This window comes from Allorhizocola rhizosphaerae (assembly GCF_003426775.1).
Classification (GTDB): domain Bacteria; phylum Actinomycetota; class Actinomycetes; order Mycobacteriales; family Micromonosporaceae; genus Allorhizocola; species Allorhizocola rhizosphaerae.
Genome location: NZ_QJUG01000045.1, coordinates 22,210 through 46,884, shown reverse-complemented (window position 1 = coordinate 46,884; position 24,675 = coordinate 22,210). Strand labels below are relative to the sequence as shown.

The 24,675-nt window shown below is 67.9% G+C and carries 24 protein-coding genes and 1 pseudogene; 9 read left to right on the top strand and 16 right to left on the bottom strand.

All coding sequences use genetic code 11. The features are described from left to right. From DM816_RS12255 to DM816_RS12245, 3 genes are all read right to left on the bottom strand, one after another. On the bottom strand, window positions 1-1,238 hold a 1,238-nt coding region (locus tag DM816_RS12255), incomplete at its 3' end, for a hypothetical protein (protein ID WP_162907370.1). Next, on the bottom strand, window positions 1,235-1,945 hold the full coding sequence (locus DM816_RS12250; protein WP_117210316.1) for an HAD family hydrolase: 711 nt from the start codon (window positions 1,943-1,945) through the stop codon (window positions 1,235-1,237). The genes DM816_RS12250 and DM816_RS12255, both read right to left, overlap by 4 nt. 4 nt (window positions 1,946-1,949) lie before the next feature. Continuing rightward, window positions 1,950-2,555, bottom strand: coding sequence for a LysE/ArgO family amino acid transporter (locus DM816_RS12245; protein ID WP_117210315.1), 606 nt, complete (start codon window positions 2,553-2,555; stop codon window positions 1,950-1,952). A gap of 176 nt (window positions 2,556-2,731) precedes the next feature. Between DM816_RS12245 and DM816_RS42445 the strand changes: the two genes are divergently transcribed. After that, window positions 2,732-3,070 carry a hypothetical protein gene (locus tag DM816_RS42445; RefSeq protein WP_162907369.1) on the top strand — a complete coding sequence of 113 codons (339 nt, stop codon included), beginning with the start codon at window positions 2,732-2,734 and terminating at the stop codon, window positions 3,068-3,070. A gap of 1 nt (window position 3,071) precedes the next feature. On the opposite strand, the gene DM816_RS12240 is transcribed toward DM816_RS42445, so the two are convergent. From DM816_RS12240 to DM816_RS12195, 10 genes are all read right to left on the bottom strand, one after another. Further along, window positions 3,072-3,278 (bottom strand): PDDEXK family nuclease, encoded by a 207-nt coding sequence (locus DM816_RS12240; RefSeq protein ID WP_117210313.1) that lies wholly within the window; start codon window positions 3,276-3,278, stop codon window positions 3,072-3,074. A 31-nt stretch (window positions 3,279-3,309) separates the two neighbouring features. Next, the gene (locus DM816_RS12235) at window positions 3,310-4,050 is read right to left on the bottom strand and encodes an N-acetyltransferase (protein WP_117210311.1); all 741 of its coding nucleotides are present in this window, start codon (window positions 4,048-4,050) and stop codon (window positions 3,310-3,312) included. A gap of 264 nt (window positions 4,051-4,314) precedes the next feature. Further along, the gene (locus tag DM816_RS12230; RefSeq protein WP_117210310.1) at window positions 4,315-4,641 is read right to left on the bottom strand and encodes a metal-sulfur cluster assembly factor; all 327 of its coding nucleotides are present in this window, start codon (window positions 4,639-4,641) and stop codon (window positions 4,315-4,317) included. Next, window positions 4,625-5,080, bottom strand: coding sequence for a Fe-S cluster assembly sulfur transfer protein SufU (sufU, locus tag DM816_RS12225; RefSeq protein ID WP_117210308.1), 456 nt, complete (start codon window positions 5,078-5,080; stop codon window positions 4,625-4,627). The genes DM816_RS12230 and sufU overlap by 17 nt, the downstream gene beginning before the upstream one ends. A 2-nt stretch (window positions 5,081-5,082) precedes the next feature. Continuing rightward, window positions 5,083-6,354: a cysteine desulfurase gene (locus tag DM816_RS12220; protein WP_117210307.1), complete on the bottom strand. Its 1,272-nt coding sequence runs from the start codon at window positions 6,352-6,354 to the stop codon at window positions 5,083-5,085. A gap of 5 nt (window positions 6,355-6,359) precedes the next feature. Continuing rightward, a complete protein-coding gene (sufC, locus tag DM816_RS12215) occupies window positions 6,360-7,124 on the bottom strand; it encodes a Fe-S cluster assembly ATPase SufC (RefSeq protein ID WP_117210305.1) in 765 nt (254 codons plus the stop codon). After that, window positions 7,121-7,435 (bottom strand): non-heme iron oxygenase ferredoxin subunit, encoded by a 315-nt coding sequence (locus DM816_RS12210; protein ID WP_425455237.1) that lies wholly within the window; start codon window positions 7,433-7,435, stop codon window positions 7,121-7,123. Before DM816_RS12210 ends, sufC begins: the two co-directional genes overlap by 4 nt. A gap of 62 nt (window positions 7,436-7,497) precedes the next feature. Beyond that, window positions 7,498-8,610, bottom strand: a complete 1,113-nt coding sequence (gene sufD, locus DM816_RS12205; RefSeq protein WP_117210302.1) for a Fe-S cluster assembly protein SufD — start codon at window positions 8,608-8,610, stop codon at window positions 7,498-7,500. Continuing rightward, on the bottom strand, window positions 8,610-10,022 hold the full coding sequence (gene sufB, locus DM816_RS12200) for a Fe-S cluster assembly protein SufB (RefSeq protein WP_117210300.1): 1,413 nt from the start codon (window positions 10,020-10,022) through the stop codon (window positions 8,610-8,612). The genes sufD and sufB overlap by 1 nt, the downstream gene beginning before the upstream one ends. Next, the gene (locus tag DM816_RS12195) at window positions 10,015-10,641 is read right to left on the bottom strand and encodes a helix-turn-helix transcriptional regulator (RefSeq protein ID WP_117210325.1); all 627 of its coding nucleotides are present in this window, start codon (window positions 10,639-10,641) and stop codon (window positions 10,015-10,017) included. Before DM816_RS12195 ends, sufB begins: the two co-directional genes overlap by 8 nt. Before the next feature lie 443 nt (window positions 10,642-11,084). Here DM816_RS12195 and DM816_RS12190 point away from each other — a divergent pair, with 443 nt between their 5' ends. Then, complete coding sequence (locus DM816_RS12190) at window positions 11,085-11,975, top strand: COX15/CtaA family protein (protein ID WP_117210299.1); 891 nt, start codon at window positions 11,085-11,087, stop codon at window positions 11,973-11,975. Between the two features lie 3 nt (window positions 11,976-11,978). On the opposite strand, the gene DM816_RS12185 is transcribed toward DM816_RS12190, so the two are convergent. The 3 genes from DM816_RS12185 to DM816_RS12175 all read right to left on the bottom strand — a co-directional run bounded on the left by DM816_RS12185 (window position 11,979) and on the right by DM816_RS12175 (window position 14,365). After that, on the bottom strand, window positions 11,979-12,881 hold the full coding sequence (locus DM816_RS12185; protein WP_117210298.1) for an ATP-grasp domain-containing protein: 903 nt from the start codon (window positions 12,879-12,881) through the stop codon (window positions 11,979-11,981). Window positions 12,882-12,902: 21 nt separating this feature from the next. Continuing rightward, a complete protein-coding gene (locus DM816_RS12180; RefSeq protein ID WP_117210296.1) occupies window positions 12,903-13,223 on the bottom strand; it encodes a hypothetical protein in 321 nt (106 codons plus the stop codon). Between the two features lie 242 nt (window positions 13,224-13,465). Next, window positions 13,466-14,365, bottom strand: coding sequence for a heme o synthase (locus DM816_RS12175; RefSeq protein WP_117210295.1), 900 nt, complete (start codon window positions 14,363-14,365; stop codon window positions 13,466-13,468). A 125-nt stretch (window positions 14,366-14,490) separates the two neighbouring features. Here DM816_RS12175 and tkt point away from each other — a divergent pair, with 125 nt between their 5' ends. From tkt to DM816_RS44375, 7 genes and pseudogenes are all read left to right on the top strand, one after another. Continuing rightward, window positions 14,491-16,530 carry a transketolase gene (gene tkt / locus DM816_RS12170; RefSeq protein WP_246001907.1) on the top strand — a complete coding sequence of 680 codons (2,040 nt, stop codon included), beginning with the start codon at window positions 14,491-14,493 and terminating at the stop codon, window positions 16,528-16,530. A gap of 43 nt (window positions 16,531-16,573) precedes the next feature. Further along, window positions 16,574-17,680 carry a transaldolase gene (tal, locus tag DM816_RS12165; RefSeq protein ID WP_117210291.1) on the top strand — a complete coding sequence of 369 codons (1,107 nt, stop codon included), beginning with the start codon at window positions 16,574-16,576 and terminating at the stop codon, window positions 17,678-17,680. Continuing rightward, on the top strand, window positions 17,673-19,244 hold the full coding sequence (locus DM816_RS12160; protein ID WP_117210289.1) for a glucose-6-phosphate isomerase: 1,572 nt from the start codon (window positions 17,673-17,675) through the stop codon (window positions 19,242-19,244). Before tal ends, DM816_RS12160 begins: the two co-directional genes overlap by 8 nt. A gap of 2 nt (window positions 19,245-19,246) precedes the next feature. Further along, on the top strand, window positions 19,247-20,761 hold the full coding sequence (gene zwf / locus DM816_RS12155; RefSeq protein WP_170318807.1) for a glucose-6-phosphate dehydrogenase: 1,515 nt from the start codon (window positions 19,247-19,249) through the stop codon (window positions 20,759-20,761). A gap of 1 nt (window position 20,762) precedes the next feature. Further along, window positions 20,763-21,746, top strand: a complete 984-nt coding sequence (locus DM816_RS12150; protein ID WP_117210286.1) for a glucose-6-phosphate dehydrogenase assembly protein OpcA — start codon at window positions 20,763-20,765, stop codon at window positions 21,744-21,746. Window positions 21,747-21,900: 154 nt separating this feature from the next. Continuing rightward, the gene (gene pgl / locus DM816_RS12145; RefSeq protein WP_246001906.1) at window positions 21,901-22,671 is read left to right on the top strand and encodes a 6-phosphogluconolactonase; all 771 of its coding nucleotides are present in this window, start codon (window positions 21,901-21,903) and stop codon (window positions 22,669-22,671) included. A gap of 152 nt (window positions 22,672-22,823) precedes the next feature. After that, a pseudogene (locus DM816_RS44375) lies at window positions 22,824-24,668 on the top strand (terpene synthase family protein); the annotation flags it as partial. Window positions 24,669-24,675: the final 7 nt, after the last annotated feature.

Sequence of the window (24,675 nt, the reverse complement as noted above, 5' to 3'; positions counted from 1 at the left end):
CCCGGCCGCTCGCGCTCGGCCTCCCAGTCCGCCGCCGCCAAGCCCGGCCGCTCGCGCTCGGCCTCCCAGTCCGCCGCCGCCAAGCCCGGCCGCTTGCGCTCGGCCTCCCGGTCGGCCGTGGCGAGGCGTGTCGGCTCAAACTCGGCGTCCCACGCGGCCGCTACCGAGGCTGTCGACTCCGGCTCCTGGACCGGCGTGCCATGCTGCCCCGCAACGGCACCGCCGCGTGACTCCCGCACCGGGTTGACGACGCTCAACAGCACCGCGGCGATCAGCGCGAGCAACAGCATGGGCACAAAACTCGTCGCCCGCCGCTCGATGAACAACGGCAGCATCCACATGCCGACCAGGTACACCGGAACGACCGCGATCGCGACCCGGGCCACCCGCGGGATGCCGTAGCCCCGCTGCCCGCGCGCCCGCAGCATTGTCGCGACGAACTGCGCCGCCAACACGACCACAAACGCGAGCACCGCGTGCACGACATTCTCATACAGCCCGGCCAGCAAAACCGTCACCAGAGCGGCCCGCAGCACGAGCTTGACCACCACGGGCACGCGGTCCCACAGCGGCACGACCGGCCGCACGCGCGGAAAGTCCGGCGTCTTCACCAGGGCCTGCGCAACCGCCCGCCCCGCCGCCGCGACCATGGCCGCGATGACCACCCATCGCCCGTTGAGAATGACCGGCTGGGGCGGCAGCTCGCCCGCCCACACGTGCACCGGCCGCAGCACCAGCGGGACGGCCTTCACCCACGCATACACGAGCAGCCCGGTAATGAGCACGAACGCGCCCAGCCCGACCACCGCTCGCAGCACGCCCGGCACGGATTCGGGCAGCCGCAGCTCCGCCGCGAGCGACTTGGCGGCAAGCGGCACCCCGACCGCGAGCAACAGCAACGGCAGATACTGCAGTCGCATCGTCCACAGTGGACTGTCAGCGAACGCCAGATCGCCGATGACAAACCCGATGGTGAGGTACAGCCCCACGGCACCAGACAGCGCGCCGACCACCGCGATCCCGATCAGCAGCCACAGCGCCTCGATGAACAGCACCTCGAAACCCGGGTGCACCGCACCGACGAACACTCCGGCGGCCAGGCCCACGATCGGGGCGATCAGACCGACCCACGGCCACGACGCAAGCCAGATCCCGTCGGAGGCGGCGACGGCCAGGCCGCGGGAAACCCTGCGCACGGCAAGCGGTACACCGGCCCAGACCGCATTGGTGACGATCACCTCAGCAGCCTAAGCAGCTCATGTCCATTCGCGACAGTGGCATCGGCCTCCTCGGCCCCACCCGGCCCGAGGAGGATCGCCGCGCCCGTCCCGGCCTTGCGCGCGCACTCGATGTCCTTGCCCTGATCCCCGACCATCCAGCAGCGCGTGACCGGCTCGTCCAGGAAACGGGCCGCCGTCCAGATCATCTCGGGGTGTGGTTTGCACACGCCGAGCTCGTCGCTGTAGATCTGCGCGGCGAACGCGGGGGTCAGCCCGAGCCGCTCCAGCTTGTCGCGGTGCGCCTGCCCGCTGCGGGTGTTGCTCACCACGACCACCGGCAGGCCCTCCCCGAGCGTGTAGTCGAACAGCTCGTACATGCCGTCGACCACTCTCCAACTCGGACGGTACGCCCACAGGTAGGTCAGCTCGTCGGCATGCGCCAAGAGTTTTTCCCGCGCGTCTTCGGGCCACAGGTCGGCGACCAGTTCGCCCCACAGCTTCTGCGCGCTCACCTCGACGTGATCGTGGGAGGAGTCGCGCAACTGGTCGCGCAGCGCGTCGGCACGGCGCAGCTCGGCCGCGATCTCCTCTGCCGAAAGTAAGCCGCCGATCAGCTCCTTGACCCGGTTGACGACCCGAGGCAGCAGCTCGTCGTCTGGCGTCCGCGGCGAGTCGACGATGACCCCGCCAAAATCCAGCAACAGGGCACGAGGGGCAGGCAGCACGGAATCACATTACTATCGCCAACGCTAAGCCACCGATCATGAGTGAAGAGATAAGTGCCGTCCACAGGCGACCCTTGGGCGTGTTCAATGTCTTGCCCAACAGCGCCCCTCCGCCCGCGATCAGCAGTTGCCAGCTTGCGGAGGCCACGAACACCGCCGCGATCCACACCGCACCCATCGCGCCGTTGAACCCGCCCGATGCCTGCCAACCCAGCACGAGCGCGCCGAAATACAGGATCGTGGTCGGGTTGAGCAGTGTCAGCCCGAGCAACGCACCGAACGCCCGCAGCGGCGTGCTGACGTTCAGGCCCACCTCGCCCGGCTTGCGCAGCGCGCTCAAGGCGATCCGCACGGCCAGGTACAGCAGGATCACCACGGCGATCCACCGCAGCGGCACGGCCACCGGCTGGATCCACCGCGAGAGTGAAGCCCCGCCCAACACCGCCACCAAGGCGTAAACACCGTCCGCCGCAGCCACACCCAGTGCCGCGGCCGCACCGACCCGCAACGACGTGCGCGCGGTCAGGCTCATCAGCAGGGGAGCGATCGCCCCGATCGGGATCGCCACGCCATAGCCGGCGATCAGCCCCGCCACCACCGCGGCGGTCATGCCGACGCCTTCTCGCCGGCGCTCGGAGGCGCCGCCCTGACGCAACTGCGGACCTCGCGGGAGCGCTCGGTCATGACTGCGCCTGACGCACCCGCCCCTTCGTGGCCACCGTCTGCTGTCGGCCAGCACCAATCGCCGCGACGATCAGGGGCCTTCGCATCCGATGGGGATCAATCATGCGCCCATTCTCATCCGCCCAGCTCGCCGCCCGCCAGCGATTATTCGGCGTTCTTCTCCAGCTCGACGAGGGTCGTCATGCGCGTCTGGGCATAGGCCAGACCACCGTCGGCCGTGCGCACCAAATCGTGCTGATAAACCGTCGCGTCGTCGCGGCTGTCGGCACGTTCCACCCGCCAGTACTCGGGATGCCCGCCTGCGCGTCGTGGCGTGGCTTCGTAACGCGGTTCATCTCCTGGGAGGACGGCGACACGATTTCGATGGCGATGGCCGATGGCGGGAAAGGCGACATCCTCGTCGAACGCATGGTGAAACACCGCGACATCAGCCGTCCGTGAGTCACGAGGTCCAAACTTTGATGCCCACCGCACCGGAAACGGGACGACCTGCTCGCGACAGCGCTGTGACCAGCCGCATGATGGCTTTGAAGTGCCAGGCGGTAGCCGGTGAGAGGATGAGGAGATTCCCTTCGTGCAGCTCATAGCGGAAGCCATGGTCAGGGAGCTTCTCAAGATCATCTACGGTTGGATCCGGCGTCAGTTCCATCGCGTCATGCTGTCTCTCTTCGCCAGAAAGCCTAGGCCACCGTCTTGTGTCTGACCCAGACGTTGGGCTCGATGTAGACGGCGCGGTCGTGCTCGACGTCGCACAGCACGGGCGTGAGCGCCTTCGGGACAATGACGGGCCCCGATTGGTCGAACGGCAGGCCGGTCCACTCCCGCCATTCGGCGAGCGTCCCGGGGATCACCATCGAGCGCGTTGCCACCTTCTCAATGACCCCGCCCACGCGCACGTGCACACGCAGCCATGGATCGACGGGCAGCCCGTCGTCGCGCACGCGGAAGGCGTAGCTCGACATCGGCTCGGTCGGGTCGGCCTTGCCATTGGGCCGCACCGGCGCGAACAGCTCGCGGAATCCGAGCCGCGCCACGTTTTTCCGCATGGCCGCCAGGATTTTTCCGGACAGCCCGAGCCCCTGGAGCCCCGGCTTGATCACGATCTCGATGGCCGACACCGTGTCCGGTGTGTCGCCGACGAGCTTGGTCCGCAGCGCCCGCCGGATCACGCCGTCCCAGCCGTCGTCGAACAGTTCGTCGCCGACCGACTTGAACGGGGCAGTGTAGGCCTTCGCGACGATCTCACCCCGCTCGTCCTCGAAGACCAGGATGTAGTCGGCGAACAGCTCGACGGCCACGGCGTAGTAGGTGTTGCCGATCGGGTCGTGTTTCATAAATTCGGGCCACGAATCCTCCATGTCCCAGAACGCGTCGCCCCACAGATCGGGCCGATCGGCAAGCACTGACGTACGAAGCTCCATGGGGAGGATCTTTTCGCATCGCCCGCATGAACAAAACCAAATTACCTATATGGCATATCAGCCGAATGCCCGATTGAGGCGATATGTGCGCACGAGGAGGCTTGAACCCTCAACATCGAGGTATTCGGGGGGATCCCGATGGAGAGAACGAGGTCCGCCGGCCGGCACCTCACCCCTTGGGCCAACGCCACAGCGGCTCGGCTCATCACATGCCCCATGCCCGCCTCGCAGTCCGGGCGGGCAACACCGCGGTACCCTCAAAAATCAGACGTTGAAGCCCAAGGAGCGCAACTGATCCCGGCCATCATCTGTGATCTTGTCGGGACCCCACGGCGGCATCCACACCCAGTTGATCCGGAAGTCGGACACCAGCCCGCCGCCCGGCCCGGTGCACAGCGCGGCCCGGGTCTGCTCCTCGATGACGTCGGTCAGGGGGCACGCCGCGGAGGTGAGCGTCATGTCAAGCGTGGCAACGTTTTCGTCATCCACGTGCACGCCGTAGACCAGGCCCAGGTCCACCACGTTGATGCCGAGCTCGGGATCGACGACGTCCTTCATCGCCTCGGTGACATCATCAGCCTTTGTTGCCATCACTAACCTCCACCGAACGAACCAGCGCGTCCTTCAACGCCATCCATGCCAGCAACGCGCACTTGACCCGCGCCGGATACTTCGCCACTCCGGCGAACGCGATGCCGTCGCCCAGTATTTCCTCGTCGGGCTCGATCTGGCCCTTGCCCTGCATCAGCTCCGTGAACGAGGCGTGCGCGGCCAGGGCATCGCCGACCGTGCGGCCGGTGAGCAGCTCGTGCAGCACGCTCGCCGAGGCCTGGCTGATCGAGCAGCCCTGCCCGGCGAACGAGATGTCGGTGACCTTCTCGCCGTCCACGGCGACCCGCAGGGTGATCTCGTCGCCGCAGGTCGGGTTCACATGGTGCACCTCGGCCGAGTACGGCTCCCTGAGCCCTCGCCCGTGCGGGTGCTTGTAGTGGTCCAGGATGATCTCCTGGTAAAGCTGATCGATCTGCATGGCTAGCCGAACATCCTCTTCACCTGCTCAAGGCCGCGCACCAGGGCATCAACCTCTTCAGTCGTCGTGTAAAGGTAGAACGAGGCCCGGGTCAGGGCCGGTACCCCGTAGCGTTCGCAGACCGGCTTGGCGCAGTGATGCCCGACCCGGACCTGCACACCCAGGGAGTCGAGCACCTGCCCCACGTCGTGCGGGTGAATCCCATCCAGGCTGAACGATATCGTGGCGCCGCGGCCCACGGGCACCTTCGGCCCGGCGATCCGCAGCCCCTTCACCGTGTCGAGCGCGTCGAGCGCGTACGCCGTGAGTTCCTTCTCGTGCCAGGCGATCGCGTCCATGCCGATCGCCTCCAGGTAGTCGACCGCCGCGCCGAGCCCGACCGCCTGCGCGATCGGCGGCGTGCCGGCCTCGAACCGGGCGGGCGGCGCGGCATATGTCGTGCCGGTCATCCGCACCGTCTCGATCATCGAGCCGCCGCCCTGGAACGGGGGCATGTCCGCCAACAGCTCGTAGCGCCCCCACAGCACGCCGATCCCGGTGGGCCCCAGCATCTTGTGCCCGGTGAACGCGATGAAATCCACGTCGTAGTCCACGACGTCGAACCCGCGATGGGGCACGGTCTGCGAGCAGTCGAGCATCAGCAGCGCGCCGACCTCGCGCACCCGCTCGGTGATCCGGGCCGTGGCATTGATCGTGCCCAGGACATTCGACGTGTGCACGATCGAGACCAGCTTCGTGCGCTCGTTGATGAGCTCCTCCACATTGGACTCATCCAGCCGCCCGGACTCGGTGAGCCCGAACCAGCGCAGTGTCGCGCCCGTGCGCTCGCACAGCAGCTGCCACGGCACGATGTTGGAGTGGTGCTCCATCTCGGAGATCACGATCTCGTCGCCCGGCCCCAGCCGGCTCGCGAGCGAGTGTGCCACCAGGTTGATCGCCTCGGTCGCGTTCTTGGTGAACACGACCTCCTCGGGCCGCGGTGCGTTGATGAACCGCGCCACCGTGGCCCGCGCGCCCTCGTACGCCTCGGTCGATTCGGTCCCGAGCGTGTGCACCGACCGGGCCACGTTGGCGTTGTGCATCGCGTAGTGCTCGCTGATCGCGTCGATCACCGATTGCGGCTTCTGCGACGTGTTCGCACTGTCCAAATAGACCAGTGGGTGCCCGTTGACCTCCCGGCTCAGGATCGGGAAGTCCTGCCGGATCCGGGCCACGTCAAGGCGCGGCTCCTCGGAGTACTGCGGCATCCCGTCCGGGATGGTCAGCGTGGTCATGACTCTCAGGCCCCCTGCACTGCCTTGTAGCGGTCGTAACCCTCGGCCTCCAGCTTGTCGGCAAGCTCCGGGCCGCCCTCCTCGACGATCCGCCCGCCCACGAACACGTGCACGAAGTCGGGCTTGATGTAGCGCAGGATCCGCGTCCAGTGTGTGATCAGCAGGATGCCGACATCGGTAGTCTCGTGAACCCGGTTCACACCCTCACTCACGACCCGCAGCGCGTCTACATCCAGCCCCGAGTCGGTCTCGTCCAGGATCGCGATCTTCGGCTTGAGCAGCTCGAGCTGCACGATCTCGTTGCGCTTCTTCTCGCCACCCGAGAACCCCTCGTTGACGTTGCGCTGGGCGAACGCCGGGTCCATGCCCAGACGCTCCATGGCACCCTTGAGCTCGCCGCTCCACGTGCGCAGTTTCGGGGCCTCCCCCTCGATCGCGGTCTTGGCGGTCCGCAGGAAGTTGGCCATGCTCACGCCCGGCACCTCCACCGGATGCTGCATCGCCAGGAACAGCCCTTCCCGCGCCCGCTCGTCAACGCTCATCGCGAGCACGTCTCGCCCGTCAAGCGTCACCGACCCGCCTGTGATCTGGTATTTCGGGTGTCCCGCAATGGAATAGGCCAGCGTCGACTTGCCGGAACCGTTGGGCCCCATAATCGCGTGGGTCTCACCAGCCCCGACGGTCAAATTCACCCCGGACAGAATGGGCTTCAGCTCCCCATCCGGCAGCTTGACCGACACCTGCAGGTCACGGATCTCAAGGACGCTCATTCGCTTACTCCAACATAGATTTCACCGTCGCGGATCTCGACGGGATAGACAGGGACCGGCTCGGTGGCGGGCAGCCCAGTCGGCTGACCGGTACGCAGATCAAAACGGGAACCGTGCAGCCAGCACTCCAGGGTGCACCCGTCGACCTCGCCCTCGGACAGGGCCACGGCCGCGTGCGAGCACTCGTCATAGATCGCGTAGAAGTTGTCGTCCTCGGCGTGCACGACCGCGACCGGGGTGTTGCCGACCTCCACGGCGATCGACGCGCCCTTCGCGATCTCGTCGACCGACGCCACTCGCTCGAAGTTCAATGGCATCCCTCCGCTGCCCTCCGCGGTGCCTGGCTCTTGACTCGCTCGGGCAAGCCACTCGCTCATGCGCCCGCCTCCAGAAGACGCGCCTCAATCTTCGTGCCCAGCCGCTCGCGCAGCTCCTCCACCGGAATCTTGTCGAGCAACTCCGCGAAAAAGCCCCGCACGACAAGCTTCCTGGCCTCGTCCTCGCGGATCCCGCGCGACATCAGATAGAACAGATGCTCGTCGTCAAAACGCCCAGTGGTGCTGGCGTGCCCAGCCCCTGCGACCTCACCGGTTTCAATTTCCAGATTTGGTACCGAGTCAGCGCGCGCCCCGTCGGAGAGCACCAGATTACGGTTGATTTCGTAGGTGTCGGTGCCCGTGGCCTCCGCCCGGATCAGCACGTCGCCCACCCACACCGTGTGCGAGTCGGACCCCTGCAGCGCGCCGCGATAGCCCACATACGACCGGCAGTCAGGCACGGAATGGTCGACCAGGAGCCGGTGCTCCAGGTGCTGCCCGCCGTCGGCGAAGTACAACCCCCAGGCCTCGAGGTCGCCCCCGCGGCCCGCGTATTCCACGCTCGTGTATTGCCGCACGAGATCCCCGCCCACGCTCACGTGCACGTGGATCACGCGTGCGTCCTTGCCCACGCGGAACCGGATGTGTTGCGCCTGAACGGTTTCGCGGTCCCAGTCGGCCACGGTCACGAACGTCAGCTTCGCGCCGTCACCGACCACGACCTCCACGTTGTCGGCGAGCGTCGCCGTGCCCTGCTGGTCCAACACCAGCACGGCCTCCGCGAACAGCCCCACCTTCACGAACGTGCGCGCGAACGCAAGCCCTTCTCCCCCGCCGGTCACCTTGACCACCGCCGGGCGCTCCAGCACCCCATCGACCTCAATCAGCGTCACGCCATCGGCCTTCTCATAGGCCAGCGCGCTGATCCGGTCGAACGGCACCAGGACCGGGTCCACACTGTCCACAGTGGACAGCTTCACCCCGTCCGCCTCATACGCGAGCTTCGCCGACGCGCCTTCAGTCGTCGTGGCCAGCCCACGCAACCGCCGCAGCGGCGTGAACCGCCACTCCTCCTCGCGCCCGGTCAGCGTGGGGAAATCGGCAACGTGGAACGACCTCAGCGCCTGCGACTTCGTCTTGGGCGGAGCGGTCTCAGTCAGTGTGCTCATTAACCGACGGCGCCTTCCATCTGCATCTCGATCAACCGGTTGAGCTCCAACGCGTACTCCATCGGCAGTTCCTTGGCGATCGGCTCGATGAAGCCACGGACGATCATCGCCATCGCCTCGTCCTCGGTCATGCCCCGGCTCATCAGGTAGAACAGCTGATCCTCGCTCACCTTGGACACGGTCGCCTCGTGCCCCATGGCCACGTCGTCCTCGCGGATGTCCACATACGGGTAGGTGTCGGAGCGCGAGATCGTGTCCACCAGCAGGGCGTCACACTTCACCGTCGACTTCGAGTGGTGCGACCCCTCCAGCACCTGCACGAGCCCGCGATAGCTGGTCCGGCCACCACCACGCGCGATCGACTTCGAGATGATCGTGCTGGACGTGTGCGGCGCGGCGTGCACCATCTTGGCGCCCGCGTCCTGGTGCTGGCCCTCACCGGCCATCGCAACGCTGAGCACCTCTCCCTTGGCGTGCTCACCGGTCATGAAGACCGCCGGGTATTTCATCGTGACCTTCGACCCGATGTTGCCGTCGATCCACTCCATGGTCGCGCCCTCGTGCGCCACGGCCCGCTTGGTCACGAGGTTGTAGACGTTGTTCGACCAGTTTTGAATCGTCGTGTACCGGCAGCGGGCATTGCGCTTCACGATGATCTCCACCACCGCGCTGTGCAGCGAGTCGCTGGAGTAGATCGGCGCGGTGCACCCCTCCACGTAGTGCACGTACGATCCCTCGTCCACGATGATGAGCGTGCGCTCGAACTGGCCCATGTTTTCCGTGTTGATCCGGAAGTAGGCCTGCAGCGGGATCTCCACGTTGACGTTCGGCGGCACGTAGATGAACGACCCACCCGACCACACGGCCGTGTTGAGCGCAGCGAACTTGTTGTCCCCCACGGGGATCACGGTCCCGAAGTACTCCTTGAAAATCTCGGGATGCTCCTTGAGCGCCGTGTCCGTGTCCAGGAAGACCACGCCCTGCTCCTCAAGATCCTCCCGGATCTTGTGGTACACCACCTCGGACTCGTACTGCGCCGCCACACCGGCCACGAGCCGCTGCTTCTCCGCCTCGGGGATACCGAGCCGGTCATAGGTGTTCTTGATGTCCTCGGGGAGCTCTTCCCAGCTGGTTGCCTGCTTCTCGGTCGAGCGCACGAAGTACTTGATGTTGTCGAAGTCGATGCCGGACAGGTTGGCGCCCCACGCCGGCATCGGCTTGCGCTGGAACAGGCGCAGGCCCTTCAGGCGCAGGTCGAGCATCCACTCGGGCTCGTTCTTCTTCGCCGAGATGTCTCGCACCACGGCCTCGGACAGACCGCGCTGCGCCGCGGCACCCGCGATGTCCGGGTCGGCCCAGCCATACTCGTAGGTGCCCAGCCCAGCCAGCTGGTCGTGAGCGGTCTCAGTCATCGATCTTCCTCACTATATGTTGCCCGGGAATGTGCGTGGTACACACACCATCCCCATGAGCGATGGTCGCGAGACGTTGCACGTGCGTGCCGACCAGGCGAGAGATCACCTGGGTCTCGGCCTCGCACAGCTGCGGGAACTCGGCGGCGACGTGCGCCACCGGGCAGTGATGCTGGCACAGCTGGCCGCCGGAGGCGATCGTGGACGCGCTGGCAGCGTAACCCTCGGCGGTCAGCGCGGCCGCGAGCGCCTCCGCACGGGCGAGAGGATCGTCACCCGCCTCCCGCACGGCGGCCGAGCACCGCTCCTCAAGCGCCTCCACCTGCGCGGCGGCGAAGCTCGCCACCGCCTTGTCGCCCTGCCGGCTGATCCACCTCAGCGCGGCCGTGGCCAGGTCGTCGTAGGTGTGCTTGCCGTAGCCCTCGCGGGCGGCGTCGGTCAGCACGAAGATCTTGGCAGGCCGCCCTCGACCGCGAGGCCCGCGCTGGACCCGCTCACGCTCGGTCACGAGCCCTTCGGCTAGCATCGCGTCGAGATGCCTGCGGATGGCCGCCGGCTTGAGGCCCAGCTGGGCCCCCAGCTCACCGGCCGTGGCAGCACCGTGGGACAGCAAGGCCATGACCCGGTCCCGCGTCCGCAGGTCGGGCACCTCGCTCGCCACCAGCGCAGCCTTTTTCACTACGCCAGTGTGACTTATTTCCGGGCGATCGGGCAAACGCCGCGCTCGGTGACACGCCCCACCTAAAGTTAGCCTCCCCTAACCCAGCCCCTCCAACCGCCATGGCGGCGGCAGCGCAAGAGGGGTGAGGGAGCAAAAGACCCACGTGGCGTCGGGGTGCCGACTCGGCTGGACAAGGCCGTTAACCACGTGGGTCTCGGTAGCTGTTTTACGTCGTCGGCCGCTTCACACGGACTCGACCAGTATTTCTGTCAAGGACAGCGGCTAACGAACAGCCACCTCATGTGTCCCGTTGCTATCCAACTTAGGATCACCTCCTTTCGCCGTGTACCGCGAACAGTAGCCACGAATGATCCTGATCCGCAACGGACTATTCTCGGGCCGTGCGAAAAAAGCTGCGCCAGCTCACGTTGGCCAACCTCGTGGCGAACGTCGGGATCGTGATCACGGGCGGGGCCGTGCGCCTCACCGGCTCCGGGCTCGGGTGCCCGACGTGGCCCAAGTGCACCGAGGATTCCTACGCGACAACACCCGCGCTGGGCGTCTACGGCGCGATCGAGTTCGGCAATCGCGTGCTGTCCCTGGTCGTCGGCGCGATCGCGATCCTCACGCTGTTAGCCGCGTGGCGCACATCACACCGCCGCCTCGCTGCGCTCGTCCTCGGCGGCGTGCTGTTGCAGGGGCTCGTGGGCGGGCTGACCGTCACCTTCGACCTGAGCCCGTACTTCGTCGGGCCACACTTCCTCATCTCGATGGCGCTGATCGCGGCCGCGTACCGGCTATGGCGCTCCGCAAACCCCAATCCACAGCTGACCGAGCCGCGTTTGAGGCCGCTCGCCTGGGTCGTGACGGTCGCCAGCGCACTGGTGCTCGTTGTCGGTGTGGTCGTGACGGGCAGCGGGCCGCATGCGGGCGACGACAAGGCCGTGCGCACCGGGCTCGACCCGGAAATGATCTCGCAGCTGCACGTCGACTCGGTGTTTCTGTTCGCGGGGGTCACGGTCGCGATGTGGTTCGCGGCCCGCGCGCTGGGAAGTGCCTCCGTCGCCCGCGCGGTCGTCGTGCTGGGCGTCGTCCTGCTCTCCCAGGGCGCGATCGGCTTCGTGCAGTACTTCACCGGCCTGCCCGTGATCCTGGTCGGCTTCCACCTGCTCGGCGCCTGCCTGGTGTGGATCGCAACGCTGCGCACGCTGGACACGACCGCGCCACGGCCTGCCGACTTGGCCCCCGCCGAACAACACATCGCCAAGCCTTCCGAACTGGCCGGCGTCTAGGGGTCAGCCGAGGCGGGCGCGAATCGCGGCGGCGAAGCGGGCGGGGGCATCGAGGTCGTAGCCGAAAAACAGCGACGGCTCGGTGAGCTCGACCTCTACCAGCAGCGGGTTGCCGGCCTCGTCAGGGATCAGGTCGACGCGCGCGTAAAGCAAACCTTCCGGCAGCACGGCGATCACCGCATCGCCCACGGCCAGCTCGGTCGCGGTGGGCACGCGCGGCTCGATCTGCTCCTCCTTGTACAGTCCGGGCACCCCGGTGTAGGGCCCGGAGAGCATGGGGCCCTTGCGGATCGCGTGGCTGAACACCAGCTTGCCGTCGGCCGGGTCGGCGAAGTACAGCAGCGCGGTCTCGCCATAGGTATCCACCGCGGGCAGATATGGCTGGACCATCACGAGCCGCCCGTCGGCCTGCAACCGTCCGATGTGGGCGGACGCCTCCGCCGCATGGCCCGGACCGTAGCGCCCGGTGTCGAGGCTGCCCGCGCTCACCGCCGGCTTGATCACATAATCCCCGCCGCTCGCCGGGGGCGACCAGACCTCGCCCGGCCCCACGAACGTCGTCGGGATCACGGGCACGCCCGCGGCCGCGAGCTCGGCGAGGTAGCGCTTGTCGGTGTTCCACTCCACCACCGGCGCCGGGTTGGCCAGCCGCGCCACGCTGTGTGCCCAGGCGACGAACTCCTTGCGCCGGCCGATGTAGTCCCACGGGGAGCGCAGCACGGCCAGGTCGTAGGCATCCCAGTCGACGTCGGGCGCGTCCCAGACCTCGGCCACCGCCTCGACGCCCAGTGCTCGCAGCGGCTCGACGATCAGCTGGTCGTCGGGCTCAAGCTCGGCCAGGTCGGCGCAGGTAACAAGAGCGACCCGGGCCTCAGCCCGGGTCGACGAGTGAACGGGGGTACTCACAAGATCATGTTATCAGGCGAGCTAACGCGTAAGGGTCCGCTTCGACATTGAACGCCACAGGTCGTTCGTCGGTCGCATGAGCTCGATGAGCTCCCGCTCCCACTCGTTCTCTACGGTGATGCCAGCCCGGACGCAGGCTTCGCGGGCGATGTCGGTGCTGTCGGCGAACTGGTCGCCCCACTCACCGTCGTTGCCCACGAGCACGATGCGAGCACCGCGCTTGCCCACGTATTCAATGACGCCCTTGGCTCCGCCATGCGCGGCGGCGAACTCCTTCAGGCCTGTGATCAGGCCTGCGTTTGGATGTTCGAGCGTCACCGTCGTATCTGAACCATCTGCCATGTACTGCACCTTACGCAAAACCGGGCCGCGTTTGCCGCCCCCTGATCGCGGTTTGTGACTCCTGTTACGGGACTGCAATCGCAGATTCGCCCGGTTCAGCGCGGTTTATCCGGGCCAATCAACCACACATCGGACAGCCAGTTCCAGCATCGTTCGGGTGACCCGAAAAATCCGGCGATTCTTGTATAAGCCGCGGCATTCCAGGTCAGTTGCATGACGAAACCATGACGGCCACTACGCGATCAGATGAAGACGTCGACGGCCGCGGCCACGAACACGATCGTGAGATAGGCGGTGGACCAGTGGAACAGGCGCATCGGGTTGGCCGTCTCACCGCGCCGGGTGCGCCCGTAGAGCCCGTGCGCCTCCAACAAGAACATGCCACCGCAGACGATGGCCGGTACCCCATAGATGGTGGAAAATCCCCAGGGCCAGGCGGCGAGGGAACACAGCACCGTGAGCCAGGCGTAGATGACCGCGTCGCGGGCCACATGGATCGGTGTGGCCACGACCGGCAGCATCGGGATCCCCGCACGGGCGTAATCGTCACGGAACCGGATGGCCAGCGCGTAAAAGTGCGGCATCTGCCAGAAGAAGACCACGCCGAACAGCAGCCACGCCAAGGGCGCGAGCGATCCGGTGACCGAAGCCCAGCCGATCAGCACCGGCATCGCCCCGCACACCCCGCCCCAGAACGTGTTGTGCTTGGTGGTGCGCTTGAGCCAGGCCGTGTAAATCAGGTCGTAGTAGACGATCGCGCCCACGGTCAGCCAGGTGGCCAGCGGGTTGGTGAACGCGGCCATCAATGCGACGGAGATCACGGCAAGGGTCAACCCGAAGATCAGCGCATTGCGCGGGGCGATCGCCCGGGTCACGATCGGCCGGCGCGACGTGCGGCCCATCAGCGGATCGATGTCACGGTCGAGGTAGCAGTTGATCGCACTTGACCCACCCGCGGCCAGGGACCCGCCGACCAGCACGACCGCGATCAGCCACAGCGACGGGAGCCCGTCGGCGGCCAGCATCATGGCCGGAACCGTCGTCACCAGAAGCAATTCCACGATGCGCGGCTTGGTCAGCGCGATGTAGGCCTTGATGGTCGCGAGGCGGGAGGCGGATACAACTACAGAGGCCGTGCTCACCGGGCCAAGGTTACGGCGGGTTCACGCGTGGGCTGTGCGCGGGGTGGGTAGGGTCAACTAGCGTGGAGCAACTGACTTGGTCACAGCTTGACCGCCGCGCCGTGGACACCGTCCGCGTGCTCGCGATGGATGCCGTGGAAAGTGCCGGAAACGGGCACCCCGGCACCGCGATGAGCCTCGCCCCCGCCGCCTATCTGCTGTTCCAGCGGGTGATGCGGCACGACCCCAACGATCCCGACTGGCTGGGCCGGGACCGCTTCGTGCTGTCCTGCGGGCATTCGAGCCTCACCCTCTATATACAGCTTTACCTTTCCGGGTACGGGCTCCAGCTCGGTGACCTGCGTGCACTACGGCAATGGGGCTCCCTGACGCCGGGTCACCCGGAGTACGGCCACACCCGCGGCGTCGAGACGACGACCGGCCCGCTGGGCCAGGGCCTGGGCAACGCGGTCGGCATGGCCATGGCGGCCAGGCGCGAGCGCGGCCTGCTCGACCCCGACGCCGCTCCCGGGGCGAGCCCGTTCGACCACCACATCTACGTTTTCTGTTCCGACGGCGACATCGAGGAGGGGGTCAGTCACGAGGTGTCGGCCCTGGCCGGGCACCAGAAGCTGGGCAACCTCATCGTCATTTACGACGACAACGAGATCTCGATCGAGGACGACACGAAGATCGCCAAGTCGGAGCACGTCAACCAGCGTTACGAGGCCTACGGCTGGCACACCCAGACCGTCGACTGGCGCGGCGGCGACACCGGCTACCACGAGGACGTCGAGGCGCTGTGGGCCGCGATCCAGAACGCCAGGGAGGTCACGGACCGACCGAGCTTCATCTCCCTGAAGACCGTCATCGGCTGGCCCGCGCCCAACAAGCAGAACACCGGCAAGATCCACGGTTCGGCGCTGGGCACCGACGAGGTGGCCGCGACCAAGAAGATCCTGGGCCTCAACCCGTCCTCGTCCTTCGAGGTCGATGCCGAGGTGCTCGAGCACGCGCGCGCGGTCGCACGGCGCGGACGCGAGCTGCACAAGGAGTGGGAAGCCCGGTTCGAGCAGTGGGAGAAGGACAACCCCGACCGCGCGGAGCTGTTGCGCCGCATGCAGACTCGGACCCTGCCCAACGGCTGGGCCAAGGCGCTGCCCACGTTCCCGGCCGACGCCAAGGGCATCGCCACCCGGGCCGCGTCCGGCCAGGTGCTGGGCGCGCTCGCGCCCGTGCTGCCCGAGCTGTGGGGCGGCTCGGCCGACCTCGCCGAGAGCAACAACACGACCATGAAGGGCGAGCCCTCGTTCGTCCCGGCGGAGTTCTCGACGAAGGAGTTCTCCGGGCATGAGTACGGTCGCGTGCTCCACTTCGGAGTCCGCGAGCACGGCATGGGCAGCGTCCTCAACGGCATCGCGCTGCACGGAGGCACCAGGCCGTACGGAGGCACGTTCCTGGTCTTCAGCGACTACATGCGGCCGGCCGTCCGCCTGGCCGCGCTGATGAAACTGCCCGTGATCTACGTCTGGACGCACGACTCGATCGGCCTCGGCGAGGACGGGCCGACCCACCAGCCGATCGAGCACCTCGCCGCGCTGCGCGCGATCCCCGGGCTCGACGTGGTGCGCCCGGCGGACGCCAACGAGACGGCGCATGCTTGGCGTATGGCGCTGACGCACACCGACCGGCCGACCGCGCTGTGCCTGACCCGGCAGAACGTACCCACGCTGGAGCCCGGCTCGGTCAAGGGGTTCGAGCGCGGCGGCTACATCCTGGCCGAGGCGAGCGACGGGGCCGCGCCACAGGTGATCATCATTGCCACCGGGTCGGAGGTGTCGATCGCGCTCAAGGCGCGCGAGCGGCTGGAGGAGGAGGGCCACCGGGTGCGGGTGGTGTCGATGCCGTGCCGCGAGTGGTTCGACCGGCAGGACGAGCACTACCGGCATACCGTGCTCCCGCCGGACGTGAAGGCCCGGGTCAGCGTCGAGGCGGGCATCGCCATGCCGTGGCGCGATCTGGTCGGGCCCTATGGGCAGTGCGTGAGCCTGGAACACTTCGGCGCCAGCGCGCCTTATCAAGTGTTGTTCGAGCAGTTCGGGTTCACCCCGGACAACGTGGTCGCCGCGTGCCGCGCGGCGCTGTCGCGTACCGCTCAAATAAAAGGCGAGACGACGGGAAACTGAGATGTCAGGCCACGGCTTCGCCTGAAGAAACCTTGGAGAATCGATGACGGACAGATTGAAGCAGTTGTCAGAGGCGGGCGTCGCCATCTGGCTGGACGACATTTCGCGGGAGCGGCTGGCCGAGGGCGGTTCGCAGACCAATCTCGACTATCTGCGCCGCGAGAAGCATGTGGTCGGCGTGACCAGCAACCCGACCATTTTCGCCGCGGCGGTGTCCACAAGCGACGACTACGACCTGCAGCTGCGCGACTTGGCTGTGCGCAAGGTCACGGTCGAGGAGGCCATGCGGATGATCACGACGTACGACGTGCGCTGGGCGTGCGATGTGATGCGGCCGGCGTTCGACGCGAGCGGCGGCCAGGACGGGCGGGTCTCCATCGAGGTGGATCCGCGCCTGGCGCACGACACCGAGGCGACCATCGCGGAGGCCAAGCAGCTGTGGTGGCTGGTCAACCGGGAGAACCTGTTCGTGAAGATCCCGGCGACCCGCGAGGGCCTGCCCGCGATCACGGCCACGCTGGCCAAGGGGATGAGCATCAACGTGACCCTCATCTTCTCGCTGCAGCGCTATGGCGAGGTGATGGACGCGTGGTTGAGCGGCCTGGAGCAGGCGGCCAAGAACGGGCATGACCTGTCGAAGATCCAGTCGGTGGCGTCGTTCTTCGTGTCGCGTGTGGACACTGAGGTTGACAAGCGGCTCGGCGCCGATTCGGAGTTGGCGGGCAAGGCGGCCGTGGCCAACGCACGGTTGGCATATGCGGCCTATCAGGAGGTCATGGCGTCGGATCGCTGGTCCGCGCTCAAGGAGCAGGGCGCCAACGCGCAGCGTCCACTTTGGGCATCCACGGGCACGAAGAACCCCGCCTACTCCCCCACAATCTATGTGGACGAGTTGGTCGCCCCGGGTGTGGTGAACACCATGCCGGAGAAGACGCTCAACGCGGTCGAGCAGGCGACGACCCCGATCGAGGCCGACGCGATCACTCCGAAATTGTCGGACGCGCGTGAGACCATGGTGGCGCTCAAGGAAGCTGGGATTGACTACGACGACGTCGTCGCGGTCCTCGAGCGCGAGGGCGTCGAGAAGTTCTCCGCGAGCTGGCAGGAGATGCTGCAGACCGTCCAAAGGGCATTGGAGAGCCATGGATGAGGTTTCGGTCGCGGGCGGGTTGACCGTCCGCGTGGCCAACCCGCCCCACGAGGTCTATGACGGGCTGATCGCGGCCAACGCGCCCACCCGTCTGTCCGAAAAGGACCCGGCGTTGTGGGGTTCCTCCGCCGTGGAGGAGGCGCGGATCAGATTGGGTTGGGTCGACACGTTCGAGCGCAGCCGGGCGCTCGTGCCGATGCTGGCCGAGCTGCGCGACGAGCTGTCCGATCTCGACCACGTCGTGCTCGCGGGCATGGGCGGCTCGTCGCTGGCCCCCGAGGTGATCGCGCTGACCATGGGCAAGCGGCTGACCGTGCTCGACACCACCGATCCCGGCCAGGTGCGGCGGGCGCTGGGCGACCGTCTGCTTCGGACGGTGGTGGTCGTGTCGAGCAAGTCCGGCACCACCATCGAGACCGACAGCCACCGGCGGGCCTACTGGCAGGCGTTCCTCGACGCCGGGCTGACCGAGGCCGAGGCGGGCCGGCATTTCGTCGTGGTGACCGACCCGGGCTCACCGCTGCTCGAGGTCGCCCAGCAGATGGGCGCGTTCGTGGTCCAGGCCGATCCGGAGGTGGGCGGTCGCTATTCCGCTTTGACCGCCTTCGGTCTAGTGCCGAGTGCGCTTGCCGGAGTCGACGTCTCCGAGCTGCTCGACCAGGCGGACGCGTTCGCGCCATCGATCGCGTCGGCGAGCGACAACCCGGCGCTTGCGCTCGGTTCTGCCCTTGCCACAAGGGGTTTCGCAGCGCTGGTGGAGGACGGGTCGGGCATTCAGGGGCTGGGCGACTGGGCCGAGCAGCTGATCGCCGAGTCGACCGGCAAGGAGGGCAGGGGCATCCTGCCCGTGGTCATCGAGACGCCCACGAGCGTCGGCGGCAAGGGCGAGGGCGTGCTGACCGTGACCGTTGGCGGGTCGATGTTCGCCAACCACGTGGCCGGAGGCGGGGTCGAGCCCGACGTGTCGGTCAACGGGCCGTTGGGCGCGCAGTTCCTGTGCTGGGAGGCGGCGACCGCGTTCGCGGGGCAGGTGCTCGGCATCAACCCGTTCGACCAGCCCAACGTGACCGAGTCGAAGAACAACACGGCGTCCATTCTGGACAGTGGGCCGCCCGAAGAGAGACCGTCCTTTGTGGAGGGTGCGATCGAGGGTCATGGAGCGGAGAGCGTCGCCGACGCGGTGCGCAAGCTGTTGGCCGACAGCGGTTATGTGGCCGTGATGGCATACCTCGACCGGTTCGCCGACGCCAACGTGGCCGGGGTGCGCGAGCTGCTGGCCAAGGCGGGCGGGCGGCCCGTGACGTTCGGGTGGGGGCCGCGCTTCCTGCACTCGACCGGCCAGTTCCACAAGGGCGGGCCGCAGGTCGGCGCGTTCCTGCAGATCACCGGTGCGGTGAGCGAAGACCTGCCGGTGCCGGGCAAGCCGTACTCGTTCGGCGTGCTGCAGGCCGCGCAGGCCGCGGGCGACCGGCAGGCGCTCGCGAGCCGGGGGCGCCCGTTGGTGCGACTTCATCTGACCGACCGCGCAGCGGGCATCAAGCAGCTGTTGCAGGCGTTGTCATGAGCATGAACCCGCTGAGGGATCCGCAGGACAGGCGCCTGCCACGGGTGCCCGATCCGTGCGCGCTGGTGATTTTCGGCGTGACCGGCGATCTGGCCCGCAAGAAGCTGCTCCCCGCGGTTTACGACCTGGCCAACCGCGGGCTGCTGCCGCCGGGCTTCGTGGTGCTGGGCTTTGCCCGGCGCGACTGGGCCCACGGCGAGTTCGAGGAGCTGACCCGCAAGGCGGCGATGGAGCACGCCCGCACGCCGTGGCGGGAGGAGGTGTGGGCCCGGCTTTCGGGCAACATCCGGTTCGTTGGTGGGTCGTTCGACGACGACAACGCGTTCGACCAGTTGGCGGCGACGCTGGATGAGCTGCGCGACACGCACGGGATTCCGGGCAACGCGGCCTTCTACCTGTCGATCCCGCCGTCGGCGTTTCCGGTGGTGCTCAAGCAGCTGGAGCGCACGGGCATGGCCAGCAACGCCAAGGCGGGCGGGTGGCGACGCGTGGTCGTGGAGAAGCCGTTCGGCACCGATCTGGCGTCGGCCAAGGCGCTCAACGATCTCGTCGACGACGTGGTCAGCGCCGAGGACGTGTTCCGCATCGACCACTATCTCGGCAAGGAGACCGTGCAAAACATCCTCGCGCTGCGGTTCGCCAACGCGCTGTGGGAGCCGTTGTGGAACACGAAATACGTCGACTCGGTGCAGATCACGATGGCCGAGGACGTGGGCATCGGCAGCCGGGCGGGGTTCTACGAGACCACCGGCGCGGCCCGTGACGTACTGCAAAATCATCTTTTGCAACTGCTGGCGCTGATCGCGATGGAGGAGCCGACGACGTTCGACTCGGTCCAGATCCGCGCCGAGAAGCTGAAGGTGTTGCGCGCCATCAGGGTCCCGGCCGACATCATGCGCGACACGGTGCGCGGGCAATATGTGACCGGGTGGGTCGCGGGTGCACGCGTGCCGGGCTACCGCGAGGAGGAGGACGTGTCGCCCGAGTCCACCACGGAGAGCTACGTCGCGGTGCGGCTTGGCATCCAAAACAGACGGTGGGCGGAGGTGCCGTTCTTCATCCGGGCGGGCAAGCGGCTGCCGCGCCGGGTGACCGAGGTGGCCGTGCTGTTCAAGAAGGCGCCGCACCTGCCGTTCCACGCCGACGACGTGGAGCTGTTGGGGCACAACCAATTGGTCATCCGGGTCCAGCCCGACGAGGGCGTCACGCTCAAGTTCGGGTCAAAGGTGCCGGGCACGGCGATGGAGCTGCGCGACATCACCATGGACTTCGCCTACGGCGAGGCGTTCACCGAGGCCAGCCCCGAGGCCTACGAGCGGCTCATCCTCGACGTGCTGATCGGCGATCGCACGCTGTTCCCCGACGCGGCCGAGGTCGAGGAGGGCTGGCGCGTGGTCGATCCGCTGGAGGAGGCATGGGCGGGCACCACGCCATCCTTCTACCGCGCGGGCGAGTGGGGTCCGCGCGAGGCCGACGAGATGCTGGCCCGCACCGGCCACCAGTGGCGGAGGGCCTGACATGCTCGCGTTGTGGGATACGACAGGCAGTGAGGTCGTCAAAAAGCTTGCGGCCGAACGGCGCACGGGCAGCGTCACGAGCGGGCTGGCGCTCACCCTGATCGTGATCGTCGACGAGGGGCGGGTGCGCGAGGTCGAAGACGCGGCGACCATCGCGGCCGCGTCGCACCCGTGCCGGCTGCTCGTGGTCACACGCGGGCCCGTGCCGGGGCCCGACGCCACGACCGTGAAGGCCAACGAACGGCTCGACGCCGAGATCATCGTCGGCGGGCGGCTCGGCCCGTGCGAGGCGGTGGTCATGCGCATGCACGGGCGGCTTGCCCTGCACCCCGAATCGGTGGTAATGCCGCTGCTGGCGCCCGACGTGCCGGTGGTGACGTGGTGGCACGGGCCGCCACCGGAGCGGCTGGCCTACGACCCGCTGGGGGTTGTGGCCGAGCGGCGCGTGACGGACGTGACGCAGACCGCCGACCCGACGTCGTCGCTGCGCCGCCGGGCCGACGATTACGCGCCCGGTGACACCGATCTGGCCTGGACCAGGCTGACCGGCTGGCGTTCGCTGATCGCGGGCGCCTTCGACACCGTGAGCACCGGGGTGCGGGCGGCGACCGTCACCGGCTCGGCCAACGACCCGGCCACCGCGCTGCTGCGCGGCTGGCTCACGGCCCGGCTCAACCTGACGGTCGACCTGCAACCCGCGGCCACACTGTCCGGAGTGGACTTCACCCTCACCGACGACAGCCGGCTCGCCCTGCACAGCTCGGGCGACGGCACCGCGATGCTGAGCCGCACGGGCGTGGGCGACCGGGTGCTGCCGCTGGTCAAGCGGCGGCTCGGCGAGGAGCTGGCCGAGGAGCTGCGCCGGCTCGACCCCGACCAGCCCTACGCTGCGGCGCTTGAGGCGGCCACGGGCAGCGAAGGGCTCGGCCAGCGGCCAGCGACGCGCACGCACGTCTGGCGCGACCCGCTGCGGGTGAGCACGTGACGCCGCCCAACCGCAAGGAGCCGAGCCGGCGCCCGCAGGCGATGGTGGCGGGGAAGCGGTCCGACGGTCGGTGCCGTGATGGCCGCGCTCGCTTGAGGCCGGACCGGCGCGTGTGCCGCTCGGCTGGTGGCGCTGCGCGATGGGAGGGGGCGGCGTGACGGTCGATGTGGTGGTTCATGCGGACGCGGAGCTGCTGGCGCAGGCGGTGGCCGCGCGGCTGATTGTGCGCCTGATCGATGCGCAAGCCGCGCGCGGTGAGGCGTGCGTCGTGCTCACCGGCGGGCGCGTGGCGGCCGCGGTCTACGCGGCGGTCGTGGCCAACCCGGCGCGTGACGCGGTCGACTGGTCGCGAGTGGACGTCTGGTGGGGCGACGAGCGGTTCCTGCCCATTGGCGATCCCGACCGCAACGAGACGCAGGCGCGAGCGGCCCTGCTCGACGGGCTGGCGCTTGAGCCGGGCAGGGTGCATCCGATGCCGGCAAGCGACGGGCCCGACGGGGCCGATCCGGAGCTCGCCGCCGCCCGTTACGCGGGCGAGCTCGCCCATGCGGCCGCGCCCGGGTCGGCCCAACTGCCCCACTTCGACGTGCTGCTGCTGGGCGTGGGCGAGGACGGGCACGTGGCGTCGGTGTTTCCGGAGCATCCGAGCGCCTACGAGGCGCGACCGGTGAGCGCGGTGCGGGGCAGCCCGAAGCCGCCGCCGGTCCGCATCACGCTCACGCTTCCGGCCATCAACACGGCCGAGGAGGTGTGGCTGATCGCGTCGGGCGCCGACAAGGCCAAGGCGGTGGGCATGGCGCTGGGCACCGGCGCCGGGCCGGTGCAGCTGCCCGCTGCCGGCGTGTCCGGTGTGGAGCGCACTGTCTGGCTGCTGGACCGCCCGGCCGCGCACGATGTCCCCCTGCGGTCGCGCGCCTTGCGCTAGCTTGCCTGGATACATCTCGAGTTCGGTTCGCCGGTGGCTGTGGCGAACTTGCACGCTACTTGTACCCATTTGGGGGGTTTTGCGTGACTTAGCGGCGTGGTTGCTGGTGTTATCGAAGGGTGAGCCAACCGTTCAAACTGCCGCGTTTTTATATGCCGTATCCGGCCCGCCTCAACCCCAACGTCGACCGCGCCCGTGCGCACAGCAAGGCCTGGGCGCAGTCGATGGGCATGCTCAGCGAAGGGATCTGGGACGAGCGCGACCTCGACTCACACGACTACGCGCTGCTGTGCGCCTACACCCACCCGGACACGCCGGGCGACAAGCTCGACCTGGTGACGGACTGGTACGTGTGGGTGTTCTACTTCGACGACCACTTCCTGGACATCTTCAAGCGCACCCAAGATCTGAAGGGCGCCAAGGATTATCTCGACCGCCTGCCCGCCTTCATGCCGTTGGGGCCGGGCGGCGGCGACCGTCCAAACCCGACCAACCCGGTGGAGCGCGGCCTGGCCGAGCTGTGGGACCGCACCGTGCCACACATGTCCGCGAGCTGGCGGACCCGCTTCGCCGAGGCCACCTACCACCTCCTCCACGAGTCGATGTGGGAGCTCGCCAACATCAGCGGCAACCGGGTGCCCAACCCGATCGAATACATCGAGATGCGCCGCAAAGTGGGCGGCGCACCGTGGTCGGCCGGGCTGGTCGAGTTCGCCGCAGGGGCCGAGGTGCCCGCGCGCATCGCGGCGAGCCGGCCCATGCGCGTGCTGCGCGACACCTTCGCCGACGCCGTCCACCTGCGCAACGACATCTTCTCCTACCAGCGCGAGACCGAGCGCGAGGGCGAAATCAACAACGGCGTGCTCGTGGTGCAGCACTTCTTCGGCTACTCGCCACAGCAGGCCGCCGACACGGTCAACGACCTGCTCACCTCCCGTCTGGAGCAGTTCGAGAACACGACGCTCACCGAGCTCGCGCCCCTGTTCGCCGAGCACGCGCTGACTCCCGTGGAGTGCCTTGAAGTGCTCGCCTACGTCAAGGGCCTGCAGGACTGGCAATCGGGCGGGCACGAGTGGCACATGCGGTCGAGCCGGTACATGAACTCCGAACGCTCCTTCGACGGCGGGCCCACCGGCCTGGGCGTGTCGGCCGCGCAAATCTTCAAGCGGCTCAAGGGACACGCCCACGTCCCGTACCAGCCCGTCGGCGAGCTCCGGCTGCCCGACTTCCCCATGCCGTATCCCGTGCGCACCAGCCCGCACCTGGACAGCGCACGCCGCACGAGCTGGGCGTGGGCCCGCCGGATGGGCATGCTCGACGAGGGCGTGTGGGACGAGCGCAAGCTGCGCAATGGCGACTTCGCCCTGTGCGCGGCCGGGATCCATTGGCAGGCAAGCGAACCCGAGCTCGACCTGAGCTCGTGCTGGCTGACCTGGGGCACGTACGGCGACGACTACTTCCCGGCCGTCTACGGACTCAGGCGCGACATGATTGGCGCCAAGCTGTTCCACGAGCGGCTGGCGGCCTTCATCCCCGTCGATGACACCCCGATCCCGACCCCCGTCAACGCCGTGGAGCGCGCGCTGGCAGACCTGTGGGCGCGCACGACGGCCGCGGTCGCGCCCCAATCGCGGGAGCGGCTGCACCACGACCTGCGCGACATGACCGAGAGCTGGCTATGGGAGCTGGCCAACCAGATCCAGCACCGCATCCCCGACCCCGTGGACCATCTCGAAATGCGCCGGCGCACGTTCGGCACACCGTTCACGATGAGCCTCAGCCGGCTCGCCAGCGGGGGCGAACTGCCCGCACACCGGACGCTGTCCGCGCTGGAGGTCGCGGCCACGGACTATTGCTGCATCGTGAACGACGTCGTCTCATACCGCAAAGAAATTGAATTCGAGGGCGAGCTCAACAACCTCGTCCTGGTGACCCGGCACTTCCTCGGTTGCGGGCCGCAGCAGGCGATGGACATCGCGGGCGACCTGGCCGCCTCACGGATGC